18 protein-coding genes are annotated in these 22,458 nt (G+C 36.4%); 3 read left to right on the top strand and 15 right to left on the bottom strand.

From position 1 onward, the window contains the following. Window positions 1–129: 129 nt before the first annotated feature. From HHU12_RS24525 to mgtE, 11 genes are all read right to left on the bottom strand, one after another. Entirely contained in the window at window positions 130–591 is a 462-nt protein-coding gene (locus HHU12_RS24525; RefSeq protein ID WP_169659378.1) for a hypothetical protein, read from the bottom strand. A 572-nt stretch (window positions 592–1,163) separates the two neighbouring features. Continuing rightward, window positions 1,164–2,624: a M48 family metalloprotease gene (locus HHU12_RS24520; protein ID WP_169659377.1), complete on the bottom strand. Its 1,461-nt coding sequence runs from the start codon at window positions 2,622–2,624 to the stop codon at window positions 1,164–1,166. A gap of 126 nt (window positions 2,625–2,750) precedes the next feature. Then, complete coding sequence (locus HHU12_RS24515; protein ID WP_169659376.1) at window positions 2,751–3,275, bottom strand: hypothetical protein; 525 nt, start codon at window positions 3,273–3,275, stop codon at window positions 2,751–2,753. A 173-nt stretch (window positions 3,276–3,448) separates the two neighbouring features. Beyond that, a complete protein-coding gene (locus tag HHU12_RS24510) occupies window positions 3,449–4,927 on the bottom strand; it encodes an arylsulfatase (protein ID WP_169659375.1) in 1,479 nt (492 codons plus the stop codon). Window positions 4,928–5,178: 251 nt separating this feature from the next. After that, window positions 5,179–5,952 carry a head GIN domain-containing protein gene (locus tag HHU12_RS24505; protein WP_169659374.1) on the bottom strand — a complete coding sequence of 258 codons (774 nt, stop codon included), beginning with the start codon at window positions 5,950–5,952 and terminating at the stop codon, window positions 5,179–5,181. Window positions 5,953–6,063: 111 nt separating this feature from the next. Further along, window positions 6,064–6,678: a hypothetical protein gene (locus HHU12_RS24500; RefSeq protein ID WP_169659373.1), complete on the bottom strand. Its 615-nt coding sequence runs from the start codon at window positions 6,676–6,678 to the stop codon at window positions 6,064–6,066. 202 nt (window positions 6,679–6,880) lie between these two features. Next, on the bottom strand, window positions 6,881–8,269 hold the full coding sequence (nhaD, locus tag HHU12_RS24495) for a sodium:proton antiporter NhaD (RefSeq protein WP_317170535.1): 1,389 nt from the start codon (window positions 8,267–8,269) through the stop codon (window positions 6,881–6,883). 220 nt (window positions 8,270–8,489) lie between these two features. Then, entirely contained in the window at window positions 8,490–10,619 is a 2,130-nt protein-coding gene (locus tag HHU12_RS24490) for a 7TM diverse intracellular signaling domain-containing protein (protein ID WP_169659372.1), read from the bottom strand. Between the two features lie 40 nt (window positions 10,620–10,659). Then, window positions 10,660–12,888 carry an NAD(P)-binding protein gene (locus HHU12_RS24485; RefSeq protein WP_169659371.1) on the bottom strand — a complete coding sequence of 743 codons (2,229 nt, stop codon included), beginning with the start codon at window positions 12,886–12,888 and terminating at the stop codon, window positions 10,660–10,662. A gap of 4 nt (window positions 12,889–12,892) precedes the next feature. Further along, window positions 12,893–13,702, bottom strand: coding sequence for a hypothetical protein (locus HHU12_RS24480; protein ID WP_169659370.1), 810 nt, complete (start codon window positions 13,700–13,702; stop codon window positions 12,893–12,895). Between the two features lie 168 nt (window positions 13,703–13,870). Beyond that, entirely contained in the window at window positions 13,871–15,277 is a 1,407-nt protein-coding gene (mgtE, locus tag HHU12_RS24475) for a magnesium transporter (RefSeq protein ID WP_169659369.1), read from the bottom strand. A 185-nt stretch (window positions 15,278–15,462) separates the two neighbouring features. Between mgtE and HHU12_RS24470 the strand changes: the two genes are divergently transcribed. Next, window positions 15,463–16,053, top strand: coding sequence for a riboflavin synthase (locus HHU12_RS24470; RefSeq protein ID WP_169659368.1), 591 nt, complete (start codon window positions 15,463–15,465; stop codon window positions 16,051–16,053). A gap of 1 nt (window position 16,054) precedes the next feature. Beyond that, window positions 16,055–16,756: a LytR/AlgR family response regulator transcription factor gene (locus HHU12_RS24465; RefSeq protein WP_169659367.1), complete on the top strand. Its 702-nt coding sequence runs from the start codon at window positions 16,055–16,057 to the stop codon at window positions 16,754–16,756. A 252-nt stretch (window positions 16,757–17,008) separates the two neighbouring features. Here the strand turns inward: HHU12_RS24465 and HHU12_RS24460 are convergent, their stop codons facing one another. Together HHU12_RS24460 and HHU12_RS24455 are read right to left on the bottom strand one after the other, a co-directional pair. Then, window positions 17,009–18,562, bottom strand: a complete 1,554-nt coding sequence (locus HHU12_RS24460) for a DUF4625 domain-containing protein (RefSeq protein WP_169659366.1) — start codon at window positions 18,560–18,562, stop codon at window positions 17,009–17,011. Between the two features lie 413 nt (window positions 18,563–18,975). Continuing rightward, window positions 18,976–19,296 carry a winged helix-turn-helix transcriptional regulator gene (locus HHU12_RS24455; protein WP_169659365.1) on the bottom strand — a complete coding sequence of 107 codons (321 nt, stop codon included), beginning with the start codon at window positions 19,294–19,296 and terminating at the stop codon, window positions 18,976–18,978. Between the two features lie 126 nt (window positions 19,297–19,422). Here HHU12_RS24455 and HHU12_RS24450 point away from each other — a divergent pair, with 126 nt between their 5' ends. After that, entirely contained in the window at window positions 19,423–19,935 is a 513-nt protein-coding gene (locus HHU12_RS24450) for a lactoylglutathione lyase family protein (protein ID WP_169659364.1), read from the top strand. 144 nt (window positions 19,936–20,079) lie between these two features. On the opposite strand, the gene HHU12_RS24445 is transcribed toward HHU12_RS24450, so the two are convergent. Together HHU12_RS24445 and HHU12_RS24440 are read right to left on the bottom strand one after the other, a co-directional pair. Continuing rightward, window positions 20,080–21,495 (bottom strand): hypothetical protein, encoded by a 1,416-nt coding sequence (locus HHU12_RS24445; protein ID WP_169659363.1) that lies wholly within the window; start codon window positions 21,493–21,495, stop codon window positions 20,080–20,082. A gap of 108 nt (window positions 21,496–21,603) precedes the next feature. Beyond that, a complete protein-coding gene (locus HHU12_RS24440) occupies window positions 21,604–22,158 on the bottom strand; it encodes a YceI family protein (protein WP_169659362.1) in 555 nt (184 codons plus the stop codon). Window positions 22,159–22,458: the final 300 nt, after the last annotated feature.

Below are 22,458 nucleotides of genomic sequence, written 5' to 3'. Positions count from 1 at the left end.
AACTCCTCGAAAATCCAAAATATTATTCTGAGGAGTTTTATTTCCTTTTGACAATGCTAAGTTAGTACGCTTCGCTGAACACTTGCGCTAGTGGTCCTGATATATTTTTTATGAAAAGTCTTGTTTTATTTATCTGATCATTGATGATACTTTGTTATTCATTTTAGAAAGAAACTCCTCTCCTAATCTGAATGTAGAAGTTAAATATTCTTGAGTATCAACATTAATTTTTTCAATCTGGATCAAGTCTTCTTGAATCATCTCTTCAATCTCATTTTGAAGAAGGTAGATGTCCAATAAGCTTTCCTGAAGTTTTAGTTCTTTCTGACGTTCTGTAAGTACTTTATCTTTCTGCACTTCAGAGATTTTTTGATATCTCATTTTATTAAAAACATGACGAGTGATAATTTTTAAAGAGATTTCTTCAACACCTTTGATGATATCAAAGAACTCGTTTTTCATTCCAGTAATCACATCAAATTTCTCCGCGAAAGTAATTTCATTTTCTAATAAAACGTCGTCTATTCTATTGGGTAAGTCCTTGCTATCAAAAGGTAAACTTGAAATCGAATTTTGTATAGAAGTATTCATATCTGTATTGATTTAAGAGAGTTATTACTACTATACAAAGGTGGAGAAATAAGGGCTTTTCTATATTGCAGGCTTACCTAATTACCGTATTTAGGTAAATTACCTAATCCAACTTTCAAAAAAAGGGGATAAAATATCCCCTCCTTTCCAGCAGTGAAGCCTATAGACTTCGCTACCTTTCTATAATTATTACTACTGTCTCTATTTGATGATGCTCTTTGCTGACTTTAGTGATAAAAGTGATCACTGCCAAAAGCAATATAAATGTTACTATTTTCATGATTTCTAGTACTAGAACAAAAGTAAACCGACATTTTAGCTTGTCTTTTTTATCCTACTCTTCGTTAGATTTTTATCGCGTAACTAAGGCTATGCTCTGCAAATCTGCCTCGATTAGAATAAAAACCTAAAATCGTCCCTTTCCTTCTGTCCTAGTACTCATTGAGAGCGTTTTACTATACTTCTGTACCAGGATTATGTCCCCACATATTCCATCACTGGTACATTACAAAGTTCCTTCTTTTATACCTCAACTCTTTTAGCTGATTACCTAAATAAGCGTACTAGGTGTTTTACTTAGAGAGTGTTATCTCATGATCGATTTCCACTTCTGTAAAATAAGGGAAGGCGTTGACTACTTTAATCCACTCTCCATACTCCAGCCTGTCATTCGGTTTCTTATCATTCAAAACACTAATCAACTCAAGGTTTCCTTTGTTGTCACTTCTGTTGCAAAGCTGTTTTAACGTTTCACCTTTTTTAGCTTGAACGGCTACTATTTTGTAGGTCTCAATTTCTTTCAAATCCTTTTTCTCCAAAGGTTTTAAAGATTTAGCCACATGTTCAAAAGCAGTATCGTTATACTTATTGGTGAAACTTGTTACTTTATAGACATAATTATGAATTTTTATCCAACCAATATTAGCATACTTCTTTTCATCTTTTATTTGTCCTTCAAATGTCATTAAGTAGCCTTCTGTTTCTCCATTGGAATAGTATCCTTTAGAAGTCATCGCACTTTTCTCTTTTTCCGATAACTCTTCCATAAACGAAAGTGCGGCTTCCATGATATCCTTGTCTTTTTCAATCGTTACGATAATACCTTCTTTACCATTGACACTATAACCGCCTACAAAGTCTGGTTGATTGACCAAGTTCCATTTTTCGGGGAAAGTCACCTTAAAATCAAAAACGGGGTGCATAAAAGTCTGACCTTCGAAAGTGCCTTTATAAACACTTTCACCGAAAAGTAGACCGTCTATTCTAATCTGATAATTCTTCGTTAAACGTGCTGATGGAGCCTTTTCCATAAAAGTGGATTGAAGGTCAATCGCATTGATTCTGTCTGGAGTATAAGGATGGTCATTGAAGTAGCTTTTCTGTTCCGTTTCTCCGGTTACTAATTCAATGGAAGTTGACATTCTATGTAAAATATCTTTTAAGGCAGATGGCTTGTACCCTGATTTAGCGGCAAGTTCCATACCTTCCAAGTCTGCTTCAGTTTCGTTTTTTCTACCATGAGAAGCCATATATAAGGCGTTGGTTGATTTGATCGGAGCATTGAAAATCGTTTCTAAATCTTTGCTTAAGATTCCTAAGAGATTTCCAGGAACTTCCAGCAATCGAGGTAAAATTCCTTTTTTAAACTGAGAAACTGTATGTCTGTTATGAGAATGAATAATTTCATGTGAAATAATACAGGCCAATTCATCTTCAGTCTGAATGATGGGCAACAAGCCAGTGGTGATAAAAATATAGCCTCCTGGTAATGCAAAGGCATTCGGTTCAATATTTTCAACAATAAAAAACTGATAATCGAATTTCTTTTCTTCTAAATTCCCTACCAATTTTTGTCCTACACTATCCACATAAGCGGTTAATGCATGATCTTGATAAACACCCATGTCTTTGATAACACTTTGTGCGTATTCATGACCTACGGATTTATCAATTTCTATGCTTTGTGCATAACTGATGTTTTGTAAAAACAGTACTGTAATAATGATCGATAGAAAGGCAGATAGATTTTTCATGATGATTTGTAATTTCTGAGAGATAATTTTTGTAGATCAGTAGTGATTGATCTTATTACAAATCAACTGAATTTTGAAGGTGATTATGTGAGAAGAAAACCTAGAATGAGAGATTAGGTAAATTGCCTAAAATGCCTTTCCAATACCAACACTCAAAGAAAAAGTATCATATCCTTCTTTTATATCATAGAAAAGACCTACCGGAATAGACCAGTGTTTTCCTATCTCGAAATTATACTCTGTCCCTAATCTGAAAACACCTAGATTATGATGCTTTTCTAATTCAATTCCACCTCCTCCAAATACATTCCAGTGGGGAGTAATAGAATAAGCCAGCACACCTGCCACAACAAAAGCGTGGTCCCTGACTAAATCATCTTGGTGAGGAATGATATAACGTCCTAATTCAAAATCAAGCATCACGCCCACTTCCAGTTTCGGTTTCACTCTGTAGAGATAATCAAAGCCAATACCAGGCACAAAATGACCTTTATGATTCAAGTTGTCCATATTAGCACCTCTTGGAATAAAAGTTTGGGCAATTGTAATGGAGATGAAATGCTTCTTGTCATGACCTGTTTCTTCAGGGTGCTGTGCAAATACGGTTAAACAAGACAAGCATGTGATAAAGAAAAGGGCTAACTTTTTCATAATGGTTGAGAGATTGATTTTTATTTGGTTTTATACTTTAAAAAGGATGTTTTGCAACGCAATACGCATCTCAAAACAACATCAATAGTTGAGTAATTTTGGTCTTTTTTTATAAAAAAAGGAATGTCAATCCTGACACTCCTTTTAATATATTATGAATAATCCAATTTATTCTACTCAACCCAAGATGCGGCCGCTTGTCTTGGTGGGAATTCTTTGAATGTTCCCATATATTCTTTTACTCTTTCAACTGTTGGAGACATCAAGAACATGTGCTCAATAAAGAAGTCCATGTAACCTGCTTCATCAATTGCTCTTTCAAATGGATCTCTTCTTAAGTTGATGATCAATGGAGCTCTCAACTTAGTAAAAGGTTTGATCCATACATCCAATCCTTCGTGTTCTTGGATAGAGAACATAAATTTCCAATCTCCAATTCTCACTGCGGATAAATCACCACCATCTGTGAAGTAGAAGAAATCTTCTCTTGGACCTTTCGCTTCCTTACCTAAGAAATAAGGCATGAAGTTGTAACCATCCAAGTGTACTTTATAAGTCATGTCACCTGCTTTGTGACCTTTTAATAATTTTTCTTTGATTTGATCATCACCTGCTGCTGCTACTAAAGTAGGCATCCAGTCTTCTAATGAAATGATTTCGTTAGATACTTGAGGAGCGATCGTACCAGGCCAGCTCACCATCATTGGTGCTCTGAAACCACCTTCCCAAGTAGTGTTTTTCTCTCCACGGAAAGGAATCATACCACCGTCAGGCCATGACAGTACCTCTGCACCGTTATCTGTAGTATAAACTACAATTGTATTTTCAGTAATTCCCAGCTCATCTAATTTATTCAATAGCTGACCAACGTGTCCGTCATGTTCTACCATACCATCGGCATAAATACCTTGGCCTGTTTTACCGTCAGCTTCTTCTGTAAGGTGCGTCACTACGTGCATTCTTGTAGAGTTGAACCATACAAAGAAAGGCTCTTTCTCATCGTGTGCTCTATCGATAAAATCTAATGAAGCGGCTAAGAATTCTCTATCTACAGTTTCCATTCTTTTCTTTGTCAATGGACCTGTATCAGAAATACGACCATCAGCATAAGAGTGGATTACACCTCTAGGACCAAATCTTTCTTTGAAAGCAGGATCTTTTGGATAATCTGGGTGTTCTGGCTCCTCTTCCGCATTTAAGTGGTAAAGGTTACCAAAGAATTCATCAAAACCGTGATTTGTTGGAAGGAATTCGTCTTTATCTCCTAAGTGGTTTTTACCGAATTGACCAGTTGCATAACCCATATCTTTTAGGATTTCTGCGATTGTTGGGTCTTCTTTTTGGATTCCTAAATCATCACCTGGTAAACCTACTTTGGAAAGACCTGTTCTTTTTGCACTTTGCCCAGTAACGAAAACTGATCGGCCTGCAGTACAGCTATTTTGTGCGTAACTATCTGTAAATCGAATACCTGTATTGGCTATTCTATCAATATTTGGAGTTCTATAACCCATCATGCCGTCATTGTAAGCACTGATGTTATACATTCCAATGTCATCACCAAAAATAACTAAGATATTTGGTTTCTTCTTTTGTGCCATTAACTGAGTAGAGAACAGTAGTACAATGACAAATAGTGATAATTGTTTCATGCGTTTTCTATTTTAGAGAGAACTTTTAAAAATTGTTTTATGATCATTGATCACATTACAAAGGTGCATGATTGTTACTCCCTATAGGTGAGCAGAAAACCTATTCGAAAAGTTTAGGTAATTTACCTAAGGTGTTCAGGAGGTAGTTTTTGGGACGTTCACTTTATAAAATATAAACCACCATCAATAAAATTATAGATGGTGGTTTACATAAAGATCATCTGAAATAACTAAAGGAAATTATATTGTCATTAGTTCACTTTCTCAATTTTTCCAGATCCTTCTACTGCAGTGTCAATATCTACAGGGTTTCCTTTATAGAAAATATTGCCACTACCAGAAACTCTTGCCTTCAATTTCTCAATGCAAGTAAATGAGATTGATCCTGCTCCAGAACAGTCCGCATCTACATCTGATGATACTAAATCAAAATCTGAAATACTCCCAGATCCTGATACTCTAGCCGTAAAATTTGAGGACATGCCTGACAGCATTACTTTACCTGAGCCAGATACATTTGCATAAAGGTTTCTTACTACAATATCATCAATTGTAGCAGTTCCGCTTCCAGAAACGTTCACACTTACTTGCGTATAGATACCATTCATTTCAGCAACCTCTACATTGCCACTTCCTGTAATATTACTTTCAAATATTCCTTTTGGTGAATGCGGTCTAATTACTGTTACATTTGCTGATCCAGACACATCTACTTTTTCAATTTCAGGAGTAGTGATATGAAGGGTAAAATCATAATCAACAATATTTCTATTCAATTTGATTTTCCATTTACCACCAACTACTTCTAATGACAATGCATTGATTACGTTTTGTTGTGATGTCACAGTCACTTTCTGTTCAGTGCCGTGTTCTACAATCACATGACCAACTACACTGACTTCGATTCCGTTGAAATAGTCTACTGATATTTCTTGATTTAATACCGGGCCTTCTGCTTTTTCCTGGCAAGCGAAAGTAAATACAGTCAGAAGGGCGAAAAGAACAAAATTTATTAGGTTTCTCATATTTGTTAATTTGTTTGCATGTAAACTTATAGTGTGCTTATGGAGAAACCAATTTTATAATAGATTGCTTGAAGTATATTAAGAAAAATTGGAAAATAATGTGGCAATGAATTACTCTGTCAAATAAGGGTTTAAAATGTACCCTGCCTCACCAGTAATTAATTCATAATTTACTTTTCGCATACCGCCCGTTGGATGAGCATTGGTGTCATCATCTCCGTAAAGAGGATAAGATCTTTGGATACCGCTTGATGTGAAATCAATTTCATCATGCCCCATATATCCCACCGCCAAGTCGTCGTTGTCAGTAATAGATTGTATATAAATTTTGCCATAGCTTTCATCATTGAATGAAGCAATTCCCAATAGCCTGATATAACCTCCGGAACCGGCTGTTCTCACTGCAATATAGAACTCCTCGAAGCCATCTCTATTTAAATCAATCACATAAAACTGCTCAATTGGGTCTACTCCCTCAAATGTGAGTATTTCATTAGAATTAGGAAAATTCATGCCTTGAATTGTGATGTTACTAACACTTTGGGATATCTTTTCCTCCGTCAATGTGAATAACATTCCACTTTTAGTTTCAATATTATGATGCACAATTTCAGGAATTGCGTCTATTGAAGAGTTATCAACATTTTTGGTTTGCTTGTTGGTTTTGGCATGATCACAACTAATTGAAACCAAGGTAAAAAATGATATTATCAACAGTCTATACATAGTTTTTCGGATTGTGAATAAATCGGTTTTAAAGTTATTACTACAATATTAGTAAATTATGTGAATTAGTACTTGAAGATTTTAGATAAAACGTAAAAAAAGAAAGTTACCAACACCACATGTTGATAACTTTCTTTTTTTATTTTTTCAAGAATAAGCGTTAAAAATCTTTCTTTAAGTTTTCAACATACTCTGAATAATTTTACATAAACATCATTTCAAGGTAGAAAAGTGAAATACCACCCAAATAACCAATTGCGGCTATCCAACCGATTTTTCTCAAGTACCACAAAAAGCTGATTCTTTCCATACCCATTGCGGCTACACCTGATGCTGACCCGATGATCAAAATACTACCTCCCGTACCTGATGCATAAGCCAGCATTTCCCAGAATTTTCCATCGACTACAAAGTTGGCCATTTCGCCCGTAGCACCAGCTTCGGCGATAGGATACATTCCCATAAATGCAGCAACAATTGGTACGTTATCAACAACTGCTGACAGGACACCAATCAAAGTATTCTGGAAATAAATATCTGTAAAATGCTCTTGCATAAAGCCAGCCATTACATTAAGATGACCTGCCGAACTTAGTGCTCCAACAGCCAATAGAATACCCATCAAGAAAAGTACCGTCGGCATATCAATTTTAGTAAGGATTCTGCCCACGTTCAAACGTCGTTTATCTTCCAGAGTTTTAGAGTGAAGTTTGAAATCCGTTAAGAACCACATGGAGCCCAAACCTAACAACATACCAATAAATGGAGGTAAGTGAGTATAAGATTTGATGACTGGCACAGCCAATAAGGCTATAATACCCATGATCAATACAATCAAACGGTCACGCAATGGAATAAAGGCTTTGTGTTCGTCTTCCTCCAATTCAGGCGGATCAATGTCCCCTTTGAGTTTCAGACAAAGAACACCCAACGGTAATAACATGGCTACTAATGAAGGCAGGAAGATCTCCTCTATAATCCTTAAGGCAGTGATTTGTCCACCAATCCAGAGCATAATAGTCGTAACGTCACCAATCGGTGACCATGCACCACCGGCATTGGCCGCGATGACTACCATACTGGCAAAATACCATCGAGTTTCGTCATCTTTGATCAATTTGTTCAGCACCGCTACAATTACAATCGTAGTTGTGAGGTTGTCTAACGCTGCAGATAAAAAGAAAGTCAGAAACGACATAATGGCCAAAAGCTTTGGCTTGTTTGTGACCTTAATCTTGTTGGTAATGACTCTAAATCCCTGATACTCATCAATTACCTCTACAATAGTCATTGCTCCCATTAAGAAGAAGACAATTGATGCAATCTCAGAAAGGTGTTCAGTTAATTCATGATGAACTAAAAAATGGACGATTGATTCCTCCGAACCATCATTGTTATGGTTTGCTAACCATTCCTTCCAGGATTCACTGAAACCGAGTTCTAAAATTTCTGGAGCGCCTATGGCATAGAGGGCCCACAGTCCTGCTCCCATTATCAAAGCTGTTGCAGCTTTATTGATATGAGTATTGTGTTCCAACACAATCAATAGATAACCGAAAATAAATATTTCGATCATTAAATAGTACATCATCATTAGAAGGTGTTTAGATTAAAATGAAAGCGATAGTGAAATTAGTTGAAGTTTTCAGATTGAGATAGTTTTGTAATAAAAAACTCTTATCGTTGCAAAATTACTATTAAATAATGCATTTCAATATTTATTTAATACAAAAATCATTTTTCCATAAAAAAATCCTCATAAAGTATCATTACTTTATGAGGATTGCATTTAACGAATGTTAACGTTATTTTTAAACTTCAAATCCGACTACAAGAATGTCATCTACTTGTGCTGTAAAATGATCTTCCTGACTCATCCATCGATCTAAAGTTGTCGTGATTCTCGATTTTTGATCTTCCATTGTTGCTCCCAAGGAAGTATCTCTGAGCAACTCTCTGAACTTTCTCACCATAAACTTTTTGTTCTCTTCTCCTCCTGTTTGATCTTGGTAACCATCAGAGAATAAATAGAACTTAGTATCGGCGGTAGGAATAGTATGAGAAGTGAACTGTGGTGTAGTACGCTTATAGTTTCCTCCAATTGAGAAAGTATCACCTTTTACTTTTACCACTTCTCCATCTTTTACATATACCAATGGATTTTTAGCACCAGCAAATGTAAGCTCTCCTTTCTTCTTGTCAATTCTCACCAATGAAACATCCATACCGTCCATATTGGCATTCATCTTCTGCTTCAAAATTTCAGAAACCTTTTTATCCGCTTCCAATAATATATCCTTCGGATCACTAATACCTTCCAAACTCACAATTTCTGTCAATACTTCATTGCCCAACATACTTAAGAAACCTCCCGGAACACCGTGACCTGTACAATCACAAGCGGCCAGATACAATATATCGTCTTCTTCATGAGACCAATAAAAATCTCCACTTACAATATCTCTTGGTTTATAGAATATGAATAAGTCTTTCAATACTTTTTTCAACTGACCTGTATTAGGCAACATTGCATCCTGTATTCTCTTTGCATAATTGATACTTGCCTTTGTATTTTCATGAGCTTTCTCAATGATGTTTGACTGCATTTTCACCGTTTCAAGTGTTGTCGACAGTTCTTCCGTCAATGCTGTAAGTTCTGAGTTTGCTTCAGAAAGTTCGTGTGTTCTTTGGTTCACTCGATCTTCCAGCATCACATTCTGCTCCTTAATCAGCGTCTCGTTTTTCTGCAAAGCGTCCATCACATCCAGCTGTGCTCTCTCTTTTTCCTCTTTCAGCGTTTTCAATTTATCGCCCAAGGCAAATGAAAGGAACAATACTTCTATTCCTGATCCAATCTGCATCGGGTTTAAATACATGCTTACTTCTAATACATTGACACTTTCCAAAATCGCTGCAATGAATCCTGCATTCAAGGCTCCCCAAGCAATCAGATAATATTTAGCAGGTCTGTAACCTCTTCTGTAAGAAATCAAACTTGCCACCAATAACAAGAAACCTAATGTTAGAAGTCCCACTTGAGACATCATCAACGCCTCCACTTTGAAATCTAAAATGATGCTTGCAATAATCACAAAGCCCCAGATGATATAAAGTGTAAAGCCTTTTTTGATGATTGGCGGTAATGTATCTCCTTGAATAAATTTTCTGGTAAATATCACTGCCGTAATTTGAGTGAAAGCTGAACTGATTACCACAAATTCATTGATAATTGGTGTGCTAGGCCATAAGTATTCAAACATATAACCAAATACTGCAGCCATAAAGACTGTGATACTCAATACATAGCAGACATATACTAGATAGATATTATCTCGTGTTGAATACCATACAAAAAAGTTATAGAAGAACATTAAGAGCATGAACCCAAAGTAAATACCTTGGTAAAAATCGAAATCATGCTCGAAAGCGATGAAATCAGTAATTGTTCCTGCTCTTAATGGAAAGAATAAAGGCTGTAATGCGGATACTTTTAAATAAACACTGGACTGCTGTGGTTCCGTTAGTCGGAATACAAAATTGCCCATATCTATTTCCCTTGAATTGAAAGGGTAAGCATCACCTGTTTTTACCGTTTTGAGCAACAAGCCATTTTTACTCACCTCATAAAAATGAAGTGTGTCTAAAAATGCACTACCTACTTCAATGTAATTATGCTCAGGGTCCAAAACTTCAGTTTCAAACTTCACCCAGTAAATAGACTTAGTGGACTGGAAATTTGGGATTTCCTGATTATAAAATTTGAATAGATGGTCTTTGTTCCCTGAAATTACATCCATCTCTGTCATTGAATGAGATGGATCTTCAAGGATCATCACTTTGGTACCAATATTTTCAAAAGTAGGGCTTTCTGCATAAGTAGAAAATCCACTCAGGGTTAAAAATATAAGTAACAGGCAGGTAAATCTTGTTGGTAAAAACATAAAAAGTATAAAAAAATTGAGTGTATATAAGCAAGTGTACTTATTCTTCAATTACTCCTAAGAGAGCGTGTTGTCTTTCAATGGATTTCTGTAAACTATTTGTTAGTATTTTATCTGCCGCTTGTATACCGGAGATAACTGTTCCTTCCATGTAGCCTACATTCAATCCAAAATTGATCCAATCTCCTGTAAAATAGAGATTTTTATATTCGGTTTCATCCGTTTTTAATCTGTACTTGTTGGTGCCAGGCTGTGCCAGCACATAATGCATCGATGGATCCATGTTGGTCACAAAACACTGATTGTTGAATTTCTCCATCGGATCTGCATCCATATTTTTATCACATAACAATGAATAATCAAATTTATTATTTTTTCTCGCCTTTGGCCAGAACCATCCCATGTGCTTATCCATCCAGTCTTCAGACACCTTTTTCAGGAGTGTAATCTGATCTTTCGGGTAATTGGTATTGCTTCTTGGCGGTTCAGGATAATTCGTAGGCCAAGTACCGCACCAGTAACTGATTTGCTTGGCTTCTGACTCCGGTTTCCAGTTTTCATAAGGAGCAATGTAAGTCATCGATGTCCATGAATACAATGGGTCTTCGTAAATGACAGTATTGGCATAAGAACCTTCTTTCATTCCCCATTCTCCAAGATCCATCCCAAGGCCTTCGATATCTTCATTCAACCAGAATTGAACATTGAGTGTGGCAGTGGCTTTCACCTTCTCCACCATATTTTTCCATTTTGGTTTCTTTGCCATAATCTCAGAGCAGATGTACTCCAAAGGTTTAATTGAAGTAGCCAATACAGCCACATCAAAGTCTCTTCCCTTTTTAAGTTCAAGCGACTCCACATTTTCCCAGCCCGACCAATGAGATTCTATATCAATATCTTTCTCTTTAATTTCTGCCGCCTGTTCCTCATTGATCTGAGATAAATCAGGGTGAAGGGTCCATTGGAACAAACCTTTCTGCTTTACTAATGGCTGATACTTGGTAAGTCCCTCTTTCAGGTCCACCTGTTTTCCGACAATGATTTCCTCTATTTCATCAGTTTCAGAATATTTCACCTCATCCAAATGATGGAAGAAATGAAAGTTGACTCCTCTGTCTTCTAATGCAACATAAAGTGGGGCTGTAAAAGTTCCCCCGGTTCCACCTCTTAGGTTCCAGACAAAGCTTCCTTTGTAACTTGGGATCATCAGCATCATACGCACTGCTATATCCGCTGCTACAGTTCCCTTTTCTCCATTGTATTTATTGGCGAAAGTTCCCTTATATAAGAATCTTACAATTGCTGAGTTGATCACCTGCTCACTGGCACCATTCATTTTCAACCAGTCAGAGAAGTCATAATGGTTGATATTCTCCCATTCGTACTTTCCTGTTTTCACATCATAAACATCCTTGAAAACACCTTCAATACATACTAATGACAATTGTACAATCTCTGAAATTCTTCTTAAGTGATTTCCTTTGAAAAGCAATTTGAAGAACCATGTATTCAGAAGCTTAACAATTCTATCTGAATATTTTATTAAATCTTCAGCAAGATCTACTCTATCATCCAAACGCTCTAGTTCATCAATTTTCTCCTCCAGCGTCTTAAAGCGTTTGGTATGATTATATTTTCCTTCTCTGATACTTAGTTTTTTAGCAAAGCGAAGCGCCAATTTCTCCAATGCAGAGTATTTCTTTACCTTTTCTTCAGCTATGGGCTGATCGAAAAAAAGGTGAGCTAGAAGATCATTCCAGAAACCTACTTTTCCTGATGCATTTTCTTGATATGGTGATCCGATTAAAACCTCTAAACCTAAAGCAATAAATTCTTTGATCAACACTGAAGAACTCATTGGCTCTCCTGATCCTGGTATTCTGTCATTGTCAGGAAATACAAAAGGCCAGTCAATCCAATTGCCATTTTTGTCCTGTTCTACCATTGACGTAACAGGGTTGGGGTTGAAACCGTCTCTCCATGTCTGGAATGCACCATCAGGGTTTAAGTTGTGCTCTGCAATGTACTCATACACTTCTTGCACCATTCTGAAAGCATTGTCGTACCATCCTTGAAACATGTGGATTCCTCTCTCTTCTACTCTTCCTTCTTCACCTAATCCTGTAGTCGCTTTTCCGCCGCATCTCCATCCTGATTGATAAAGATGAATCTCATATTGGTCTTGCCAGTTTTTAATGCTTGATAGTTCCCAAGCTGTTGTTAATCCAGAGATACCTCCTCCGAAAATTGCAATTTTCTTCTTAGTCATAGTATTAAATTTGGGGATAGTTTACCTTCTTGCCTACGATAAATCTATCGAGTTCAGGAATGTCTAATAATTCTGATATGTAGGAATAAATCTTTTTCAGATTTCTTTTAATAATCACTTTGTCCAAAACATAAGAAATCAATGTACCTATATCGAATCCGATATCTAACACATTGAGCATGTCTTTAAATTTCAGAGGATAATTTTCCGGGTATAAATCTTTTATTTTCACCAAAATATCTACAGCTGGAAATCTTGGGTTGGCTAAAAACCTTCCAATAGGACCAAATAGCTGCGTTTCACCTTCCACCATCACTTCTGCATACAGCAAACGGTCCAATACTTCATTGATAAAGTACTGCTCTATCCAAGATTCTTCTTTAGCAAGTTCTTTGTATTCGATATATCCGTAGATAATACTTGTATTATGGGCTTTATACCATTTACTTGAACAAGGGTCTTTAAGGTAGTCTACCCATCTTTCTACTGGTTGAGGTATGTCTTCGCATTGTAGTCCTTCTTCAAAAACATAAGAACCCAATACTGAATAATAGATGAATTTTAAATTGACATTATACCACCAACGGGCGTGATATTCTGGCGCCAAAACACCTCGTTCTACTTCCCATTCCAAAAAATCAATTTCAGAGTTGCCAAAGCCGTATAGATCTCCGTCAGCTTCACCATACTTTATGTAATATTGTTTGCGAGATTCTAACCGCTCCTCTGGACTATTTTTGATGGTGTCAATATAAGCCTGGGCTTTTAGCGTCAAAGATTGAAAATCCAAGAGTTGCTGTTCAGTTGGTTTCATAGATAAGTAAAAAAGTAGCTCATAGTCTGATTGTACGTCCAATGTAAGAATATTTCTGGAATTATTTTAGTCCTACAAAAAACTTCTTTTAAAATCAATCTAATATGCTACTTCTGTACCCCTCTATAAAAACTAAAAAAGCTTTGATAATGAAGTCGTTGGTATATTTTAGGCTATAGCATTGAGGAGAAAAGCAGTGGCCAATCCAAAATAAATTAGCAATCCCGTAACATCAACTATAGTTGTAATTGCCGGACTTGCTACTACAGCCGGATCTCCTTTTAATTTTTTTACGATAAGAGGTAAACCTGCACCAATCATAGTGGATGTCACCACTTGCAGTGCTAGGGCTAATGAAATAATAAATGCAACATAGGATAACGTCAATTCACCTGGCAAAGATGAATCGAACGAAAGCAGCGTAACTTTTAGAAAAGCAATACTAGAAAGGCATATGGATAAAAGTAATGCTATTCTCATTTCCTTGAATGTAATTTTCCACCAGTCATTTGTCGTTACTTCACCTAACGAGAGTGCCCTGATCACTACCGTACTTGCCTGACTTCCGGCATTTCCTCCAGTATCTGCAAGCATGGGCATATACATGGCCAGTATCACCATCTGATCTAAAGCATCTTCAAAATGATGGAGAATCAAACCTGAAACGATACCTATCATGGCCAAGGAAATCAGCCATAAAATCCTTTTCTTGAAATGTCTGAAAACGGAAATATCCATGTACCCTTCATCATCATCTTCATCTGAAGAGGAAGTAATACCCATCATTTTTTCCATATCTTCCGTCTGCTCGGCAACAATGACTTCTATGGCGTCATCATGACGGACAATACCCATCAGTTTTCGCTCTTCGTTAAGAATAGGAAGGGCTACCAAATTATATTTCTCAATTCTCCTTGCTACTGCTTCTCTATCTTCATCTACTTTGGCGGCTACAAAATCAACGATCATCAGATCTTCAATTTTGTCATCCAGTTCTGCGAGAATAAGATCCTTCAAGGTCACAAAACCCAGCAATACTTTTTCATCATCTACCACATACACATAGTAAATCATTTTCTTGCTAGGTGAATCTTTCTTCACCTTATCTACCGTTTCACGCACCGTCATCCAGTTTCTAGCCGTCGCAAAATCTGTGGTCATAATACCACCGGCAGAGTCTGCATCATACCCACTCAGTTCCACCACATTGCTTCTCACCTGTTTGTTGAGGTAAGGCAACAAGGCCGACTGTTCATCTACTGTAAGTTCCTGATAAAAATCCGCTCGCTCATCCGAACGCATGGCTTCAAAAACTTTAGAAAATGATCTTCTCTCCAGACTCTTGAAAAGATAATACTGAAGATCTCTACTCAGTTCTCCAAAAATCTGCGCCTTCTCTTTGTTTGGAAACAGCGTAAAAATAACAAGAAGGTCCTTCTCCTCTAACTTTTCAAGGATCTCAACAATTTCCACAGGAGGAAGTTTTGACAAAACCTCTTCCAGTGCGTTCCAATTTTCATTGTCAATCAATCCCCTTACAATCTCATACCTCTGTTCTAAATTGGTAACTGTCATAAAATAAGAATTGTAGGTGAGTACAGTAATTCAAGAAATAAGCTCTTAAGTACTTAAAATCAGCTTCAAAATATGATTGTTCTCTGTGTGTACTTTTTTGTCATCACTTAATACACAAAAGTAAAACTTCTCTTCGTAAATTTGTCTAACTTGTATCGTAATAATAATTAAACCATAGTCATAGAATGTTTACAGGAATTATAGAGGCGTTAGGAACCATTGTTGAAATCCAAAAAGATCAAGAAAATACAATATTTACGGTTGAATCTTCTATTTCAAATGAACTGAAAATAGATCAGAGTTTGGCTCACAATGGCGTTTGCTTAACTGTCACTCATATTGAAGGCAACCAACATCAGGTTGTTGCTATCCATGAAACTTTACAAAAGACAAATTTAGGAGACTGGGTTGTAGGTGATGTAGTGAACCTGGAAAGAAGCATGCCTTCTCACGGCCGTTTTGATGGTCATATTGTACAAGGTCACGTAGATCAGATCGGTGAGTGTATTAGTGTTATTGATGAAAAAGGAAGCTGGAGATTTACTTTCCAATACGATCCTTCTACTAAAAACTTCACTGTTGAAAAAGGTTCTATCTGTGTAAATGGAGCAAGCTTAACAGTAGTGGATGATGCGAAAGGACAATTCAGTGTAGCGATTATTCCTTATACTTATGAGAACACTAACTTCCATAAAATCAAAAAAGGTACTAAAATCAACTTAGAATTTGATATATTAGGAAAATACATTCAAAAGTTAAAAACATTAGAACTATAGTATGGCCGATTTACAATGTGTCATAGTTGATGATGAGGAAGTATCTCGTATGGTAGTGAGAGACTTTATCAAAAGAACCAACGGCATTCAGCTCGTCGGGGAATTTGATAATGCTGTTTCTGCCTATGAAATGCTGAAAGATACAGCCGTTGACCTTCTTTTTCTTGATATAGAAATGCCTCAGATGACAGGGATTGAATTAGTTCAGTCGCTGGAAAAACTGCCTGAAGTGATTCTAATTACTGGAAGAAGAGATTTTGGGGCTGAAGCCTATGAATACAACCTTACAGATTATCTGATTAAACCTATCACTTACCCTCGTTTTCTTAAAGCAGTTGAAAAAGGGAAAACGTCTATTGAGGAGAGTGATCAGAAGTTGGTGGAAAACAGTGAGGATGATACTTTGTATGTAAAAGCCGACAATAAGATTGTAAAGCTTTCTTTGAAGAACATTTATTTTGTGGAAGCACTGTCGGATTATATGCTGATCAACACCATTGATAAAAAGTATGTGATCCACTCTACCATGAAAGCCTTAGAGAAAAAGTTTCCTGATAATTTTATTAGAGTACACCGTTCCTATATTGTTAACCTCACCAAAGTGGAAACAATAGAAGACCTTCAGATTGAAATGCCTCAGAAAAGTATTCCGATCGGTAACTCTTATAAAAGTAACTTTTTATCAAAATTGAACTTTTTATAGAAAGCAGAAGAATCAGTTCTTAACAATAAAAGAAAGGCCACATCAAACGCAAATTGATGTGGCCTTTCTATTTTATAATAAGAACATGTTTGAAACATCTCATTTAGTAAAAATCTACCCTTTCAGAACGTGAGTTTATTAATTTCATCAACTATAGAACCACTATTTTCTCTGAAATTAATTTCCTCACAACCTAAAATGGAATATTTTTACTTCTAAACGATATATTCCAAACCTGCTCTAAAAGTAGAATTACTCTACAGGATAGGTCACTTTAAAGTTATACGTAACAGCATCTGTCTGTCCTTTGATGTCGGTGGCTGTCAGTGTCAATGTATAGAAAACATCACCTGTCACTCCTGCAGGAGCCGCATCAATGGTAAATACCGTATTCAATGTTGTGCCCAAATCTACAGGGTAAGTAGTAAATACAGAAGGATCATTTAAAGCACCGCCAACAGATGTGATTTCTTCTCTATCACTTGTAAAACTATACTCAATAGAGGCTAACCCCACATTTTCCTGTACTTTACCTTCTACGGCAATATCAATACTGTTCTTACCAATCAGCCTGTCTGTCAATTCCAATTCTTCATTTTCCGGTACATATTCTTTTGTTCCGTCAATCACTAAATCCGCAATTCTGATAATTGGAGCTAAATCTTCTTTAGCCACTAATGAGAATCTGAAGAATGAAGCTTCTTCCCAAGTTTGTTCTCCATCTTTTACAGTTATATTGATAAAGATCGTTTCTCCAGCTTGCGTATTCAGCAAGTCAAAGTTGAATTGGAAATTATCATTAAACACCTCAGCAAGGTCTTGTTCATTTACACCTTGAAGATCTACTTCAATTGGCGTATCATTTGTCACAGGAGCCGGTTCCCCTATTGAAGGAGCAACACCGATTCTAGAAACTTCCAATCTCGCAGAATCTAATCCGCCTGCATCCGTAAATACAAGACTGCTTAGTTTGAACTGCTCACCTGGGAAAAGCGTTACGATTCTGTTAGATGGAATCTCGATGCCATTTTCTTCCTGATAAGAAACAAATACAGCAGGCTGATCATCACAGTTCACACTAATCTGAGTGGTTGTATCTGCCTGATTTCCAAAAGCATCTTCTACAATCAATCGTAAATTATAAGTGCCATTGGTCAAACTGTCAGAAATAAAAAGTTGTCTTTGCACTATATCCGCAACACTCACAGTATCATTGCTGTTGGCTTGAAAATATCTTGGAGTGGCATCTGCTATACTGATACCAAATCTTTTTAATGCTACATTATCTAAAATACTCGCATTGACTACAATTTTTTCTCCTCTACAGAAAGCATCGTTTTCTAAATTTCCTTCAACAGCTGAAGTCACAGAGAAATTCTCGATAATTGGATCACTGACATCCGTACCTATAAAGAAGTAAGTTGTATCTACAGTGATGTTTTCTCCTGCATCCATATTACTCACCTCCATCATGTACTTTCCTGTTCTTACGTAAGATGGAATAATGAAAGTGGAATCGAACTGAAGCTGACGTGCTGAAACATCTTCAAAAAGTTGCTCAAATGCAAAAACAACAGTATCATTTGCAACACTCAGAGTATCATCAATTTGGAATCTTATTTTACTCTCTTGGATCAATGCGTTATCCTTAAAAGTAACAGCCACTGGAAATGAGTCTTGATAATAGTATACCTTGTCACTTACAACATCAGTCGTAACTGTTGGAACGAACTCATCTTCAAGAGCAATGCAAGAGATAAACGTTGAAAAAGCAAAAAGGTATAAGGCTAGATTCTGAAGTTTCATAAATTATTTACCGTTAGTCAATCGGCAAGTTACTAAATGTTAATCATAGTTAATAGGTTTTTGAATGAGAATGAAAGTTTTTTGACGAATTTACACTAAATCATGCTGTTGGTATCTAATGGGTAACACCTCTACATTTTTTAAGTAATTTTTTATTATAACTCTTAAAAAAATGGTAAACTTCTCCCTTTTAGATTAAAAAGCATAAATAGCTTCAGTTATCCTGCTCTAAATACCATATTTGTAACATACCAAGAAGGAATTAATGACTGCGTTGAACTACTTGAGTAGTATCAACAAATCATTTAAAGAAAAACTATGTTAAGCAGCATAGAAGTCAGATGAATAGATTGAAGAGAGAGCTTGGAGAAGGCTAGTTTATTTTAGACTAGCCTTCTTTTTTTGTCTAAAATTTAATCTTGCTTTTCTATCAGATCTTTCCCCCACTGATCCATCTGGTGTAAAATCTCTTTCAGAGAATAACCTAATTCCGTCAGTTCATAATCCACTCTCGGTGGCACTTCAGGGTAAACAGTCCTTTTGATCAATTGACATTCTTCCAATTCTCTCACCGTTTGTGTGAACATCTTATTAGAAATCTCCGGTATTGTTTTCTGAAGCTCACCTGACCTCATTTTTCCATCCAGCAAATGAAACAACACTAAAGGCTTCCATTTACTCCCCACAAAGTCCATGGTAAGGTGAAGGGAACATTCATATTTTTTATTAATCATCTAATTTTTATTTGTCTAATAATCAGCAATTCACACCTTTTGGTAACTATAGTACTTTATTGTAAGATATTGATTTACAGAATACTTATATTTAATATTGGACCCAAAATAAATAAAAAATATCCAATGAGTAAAGAACAAAGCTACCCAAGATCATTCTCCCATATCGGCATCACTGTGCCAGACATCGAAAAAGCTGTTGAATTCTATTCTGAAATAATGGGATGGTATGTAATCATGCCTCCTTCAGATGTAGTGGAAGAAAACGAAACAGCCATCGGTCAAATGTGTATTGATGTGTTTGGAAGCGGATGGGGCACTTTTAAAATTGCCCACTTAGCCACTTCAGACGGTGTCGGTATTGAACTATTTTCATTCCCTACCACTGAGGCTAAAAAACCTGAATTCAATCCTTTTAATGTCGGGCTTTTCCACTTCTGTGTACAGGACCCTAACATTGAGGAATTGACACAGAAAATTGTGGATGCAGGCGGTAAGCAGAGAATGCCTATCAGAGAGTATTACCCGAACTCTAAGCCTTACAAAATGGTGTATGTGGAAGATCCGTTCGGAGTAGTATTTGAGATCTATACACACAGTTATGAGCTTACGTACTCTTCTGGTGCTTATACTGAGTAAAGGAGGGATGAATAAAGAATGAAGATGTGGTACTTGGTATGATTCGTAAAAATAAACTACCTCACTTTTTTCATTCATAAAAACACAAAAAGGTCAGCTCTCTAAAGAACTGACCTTTTTGATTATCTATATTTTCAAGAATTACTAGAAGCTGATTGCTGCTTCTAACATGAATCCGTTGAATTTACCGTCTTCGTAGATTGCGTTACTTGATCCACCCATTGCACCTTCTGGAGCAGCTTTGTGTGTATCAGCATAAACATCATATCCACTGTAAGTATGGTGTACGTAACCAGCTTTCATCATTACGTTTCTAGTCATGAACCAACCTGCAGCTACTTCAACTCTAGTCTGACGTAAGTTAGCGTTCTCAACTGACCAGAATTCACCTACACCGTTTCCGTCAGCATCAAAGTACTCACCACCTTCGTTTCTGTTAGTACCCCAAGCAGTGTTGTATTTACCACCAACATAGAATTGCTCAGTTTTACCAAATCTGTAGATTAATTCACCATTTAATTGGTTCCAGTTTCTAGACTCGATATCACCGTTCTCGTTGAATTCGTTTTTACCTGAACCATTTGAGATTTCATAAGTACCGAAGAACTCTAAACCTTTGAACTTAACGAATGGGTTAATCATGAATGAAGTGATTTGACCATTGAAACCTGGATCTACACGACCATTCTTGTAAGAAGAAGTAGTTGAGTGACCTGGTACGTCCATTACAGAGTAGAATCTTGAACCAGCTCTATCACCAGCATACAAGTTAGCGTTTGCTAAGTTTGAGTTGTGGTAAACTGAACCAGTTAAACGAGCTCTTAAATCATCGTTGATTTGCTTGTCGAAACCTAATTTACCATATACTGACCAGTTACCAGTTGAAGTAACGTTTTGGTTTAATTTACCATTTGAAACACCACCAACTGCGATGAAACCGTTTTTCTGTGCCATTACTTCCATTGCCATTTCAGTAGCGAATGCGTCCATGATAGTGTTTCCGAAGAAAGCATTACCCATAGCGTAAGCATTGTTTGTACGACGGAAGTGCTGATCACCATAGTTCAACTCCATTTGACCTACTTTAATAGTTAATACGTCCATTAAGTTATCAGCGAACTGACTGTTAAGGTTCAAGAAGTTTAAGTTATCAATTTGCAAATAACCACCCATTACCCATGCATCGTTGTGGTGACGAGATGAAAGGTAAGTTTGTAAGTGAACTCTCACACCATCCGCTAATTGAGCGTCTATGTTTAAGTTCGCAGTTGGTAAGTTAAAACCTGTGTGAATATCTGCTAATTGTACTACACCACTGTTAGAGTGCTGTAAACCTTGCATTTGCAATGCGAAATCAGCACCAACACGTACTTTCATTCCATCAAATCCAACTGTATCTTCTTTAGTAGTTTCGAAAACGTTGATACCACGTTGATCATTGTAACGCATGTATTGCATATCGCGGTCAAAAATACCTGAGTTTTTTTGGGCAATAGCGTTTCCTGCAAGCATTGTAAGAAGTAACGCAATTACTCCTGTAACCTTGTATAGATTTTTCATAATAAATCTGATAATAAAAATTAGATATAAATTAGGTAGGTAGAGAGGAAATTGAGATAGCGGTCTCGTTAGATTCCTCTCCTTAATGTTTTGATTCTAGATTTGATTCTAGTTGAATGAAGCTGAGTAATCAATTGTTACTTCATCTCCAGTTGTAATCGTTCCGAACATTGCTGTTGGAGGGTCTACATTGTAAGCAGACATGTTGAAAGTAGTTTTACCTTCAAACTTTACTTTTCCACCTTCTACTGAAGCATCTGCAACTAGTGTCACATCTTTAGTTGTACCAGCGATAGTCAACTGACCTTGTGCTTTTACAGCGCCATTTGCATCAATTGTAGCTGAAGTAGATTTGAATGTAATGGTAGGATTACTTTTTTCTTTTAAAGCCGAATAGATGTTTTTATCCATGGCTCCTTTTCCTGATTTGATTCCTTTTACAACAAAAGTTAAGTCTAAACCGTTTACGGCTGTTACTTTATCTCCATCAACTGTAACGTCAGCGTTACCTGTCACATCATTTACGTCACAATGCCAATCATGTAAGGAAGAAGTTCCTTCAATTTTAATCGTACTATTGTCTTTTGAATAGTTCTTTGATTGTGCAAAAGCTGTGAATGTAGTAAAAATTGATAAGATAAATATTAATAATGATTTCGTCATCTTTTCAAAGTTTGATAAATATGGATAATTATTTTGTTAGGCGTTTATCTTCTTATTTTTTAAAAGTAGATGTTTTTTGCGTCGTTGATCATCGAATGCATATGCAATGTAACGGCTTACTTTTGATTTATATCATGTTATATCGTTAGTAACAGTGAACAATTCACAACAACCGTAAACAGCTATTGTTTTTTACAAAAGTCTTCTACCAATAGTGACTACCATCACCTACTTAAAGTGATTAACCTTATTAACACACTGAAAGTAAGGTGACTTATATTGGATCTTAGATTTTATCAA

The sequence above is a fragment of the Flammeovirga aprica JL-4 genome (assembly GCF_012844305.1).
Lineage (GTDB): Bacteria > Bacteroidota > Bacteroidia > Cytophagales > Flammeovirgaceae > Flammeovirga > Flammeovirga aprica.
Note: the sequence above shows the minus strand (reverse complement) of the source record. Positions and strands in the feature narration are given on the sequence as shown.

Excerpts from the sequence above, each read along its gene's own strand:
- HHU12_RS24515 (WP_169659376.1), bottom strand. The coding sequence starts at position 3,275 with ATGAAAAAGTTAGCCCTTTTCTTTATCACATGCTTGTCTTGTTTAACC.
- mgtE (WP_169659369.1), bottom strand. The coding sequence starts at position 15,277 with ATGACAGTTACCAATTTAGAACAGAGGTATGAGATTGTAAGGGGATTG.
- HHU12_RS24440 (WP_169659362.1), bottom strand. The coding sequence starts at position 22,158 with ATGACGAAATCATTATTAATATTTATCTTATCAATTTTTACTACATTC.
- HHU12_RS24460 (WP_169659366.1), bottom strand. The coding sequence starts at position 18,562 with ATGAAACTTCAGAATCTAGCCTTATACCTTTTTGCTTTTTCAACGTTT.
- HHU12_RS24450 (WP_169659364.1), top strand. The coding sequence starts at position 19,423 with ATGAGTAAAGAACAAAGCTACCCAAGATCATTCTCCCATATCGGCATC.
- nhaD (WP_317170535.1), bottom strand. The coding sequence starts at position 8,269 with ATGATGTACTATTTAATGATCGAAATATTTATTTTCGGTTATCTATTG.
- HHU12_RS24470 (WP_169659368.1), top strand. The coding sequence starts at position 15,463 with ATGTTTACAGGAATTATAGAGGCGTTAGGAACCATTGTTGAAATCCAA.
- HHU12_RS24505 (WP_169659374.1), bottom strand. The coding sequence starts at position 5,952 with ATGAGAAACCTAATAAATTTTGTTCTTTTCGCCCTTCTGACTGTATTT.
- HHU12_RS24480 (WP_169659370.1), bottom strand. The coding sequence starts at position 13,702 with ATGAAACCAACTGAACAGCAACTCTTGGATTTTCAATCTTTGACGCTA.
- HHU12_RS24485 (WP_169659371.1), bottom strand. The coding sequence starts at position 12,888 with ATGACTAAGAAGAAAATTGCAATTTTCGGAGGAGGTATCTCTGGATTA.
- HHU12_RS24490 (WP_169659372.1), bottom strand. The coding sequence starts at position 10,619 with ATGTTTTTACCAACAAGATTTACCTGCCTGTTACTTATATTTTTAACC.
- HHU12_RS24520 (WP_169659377.1), bottom strand. The coding sequence starts at position 2,624 with ATGAAAAATCTATCTGCCTTTCTATCGATCATTATTACAGTACTGTTT.
- HHU12_RS24455 (WP_169659365.1), bottom strand. The coding sequence starts at position 19,296 with ATGATTAATAAAAAATATGAATGTTCCCTTCACCTTACCATGGACTTT.
- HHU12_RS24500 (WP_169659373.1), bottom strand. The coding sequence starts at position 6,678 with ATGTATAGACTGTTGATAATATCATTTTTTACCTTGGTTTCAATTAGT.
- HHU12_RS24525 (WP_169659378.1), bottom strand. The coding sequence starts at position 591 with ATGAATACTTCTATACAAAATTCGATTTCAAGTTTACCTTTTGATAGC.
- HHU12_RS24465 (WP_169659367.1), top strand. The coding sequence starts at position 16,055 with ATGGCCGATTTACAATGTGTCATAGTTGATGATGAGGAAGTATCTCGT.
- HHU12_RS24510 (WP_169659375.1), bottom strand. The coding sequence starts at position 4,927 with ATGAAACAATTATCACTATTTGTCATTGTACTACTGTTCTCTACTCAG.
- HHU12_RS24445 (WP_169659363.1), bottom strand. The coding sequence starts at position 21,495 with ATGAAAAATCTATACAAGGTTACAGGAGTAATTGCGTTACTTCTTACA.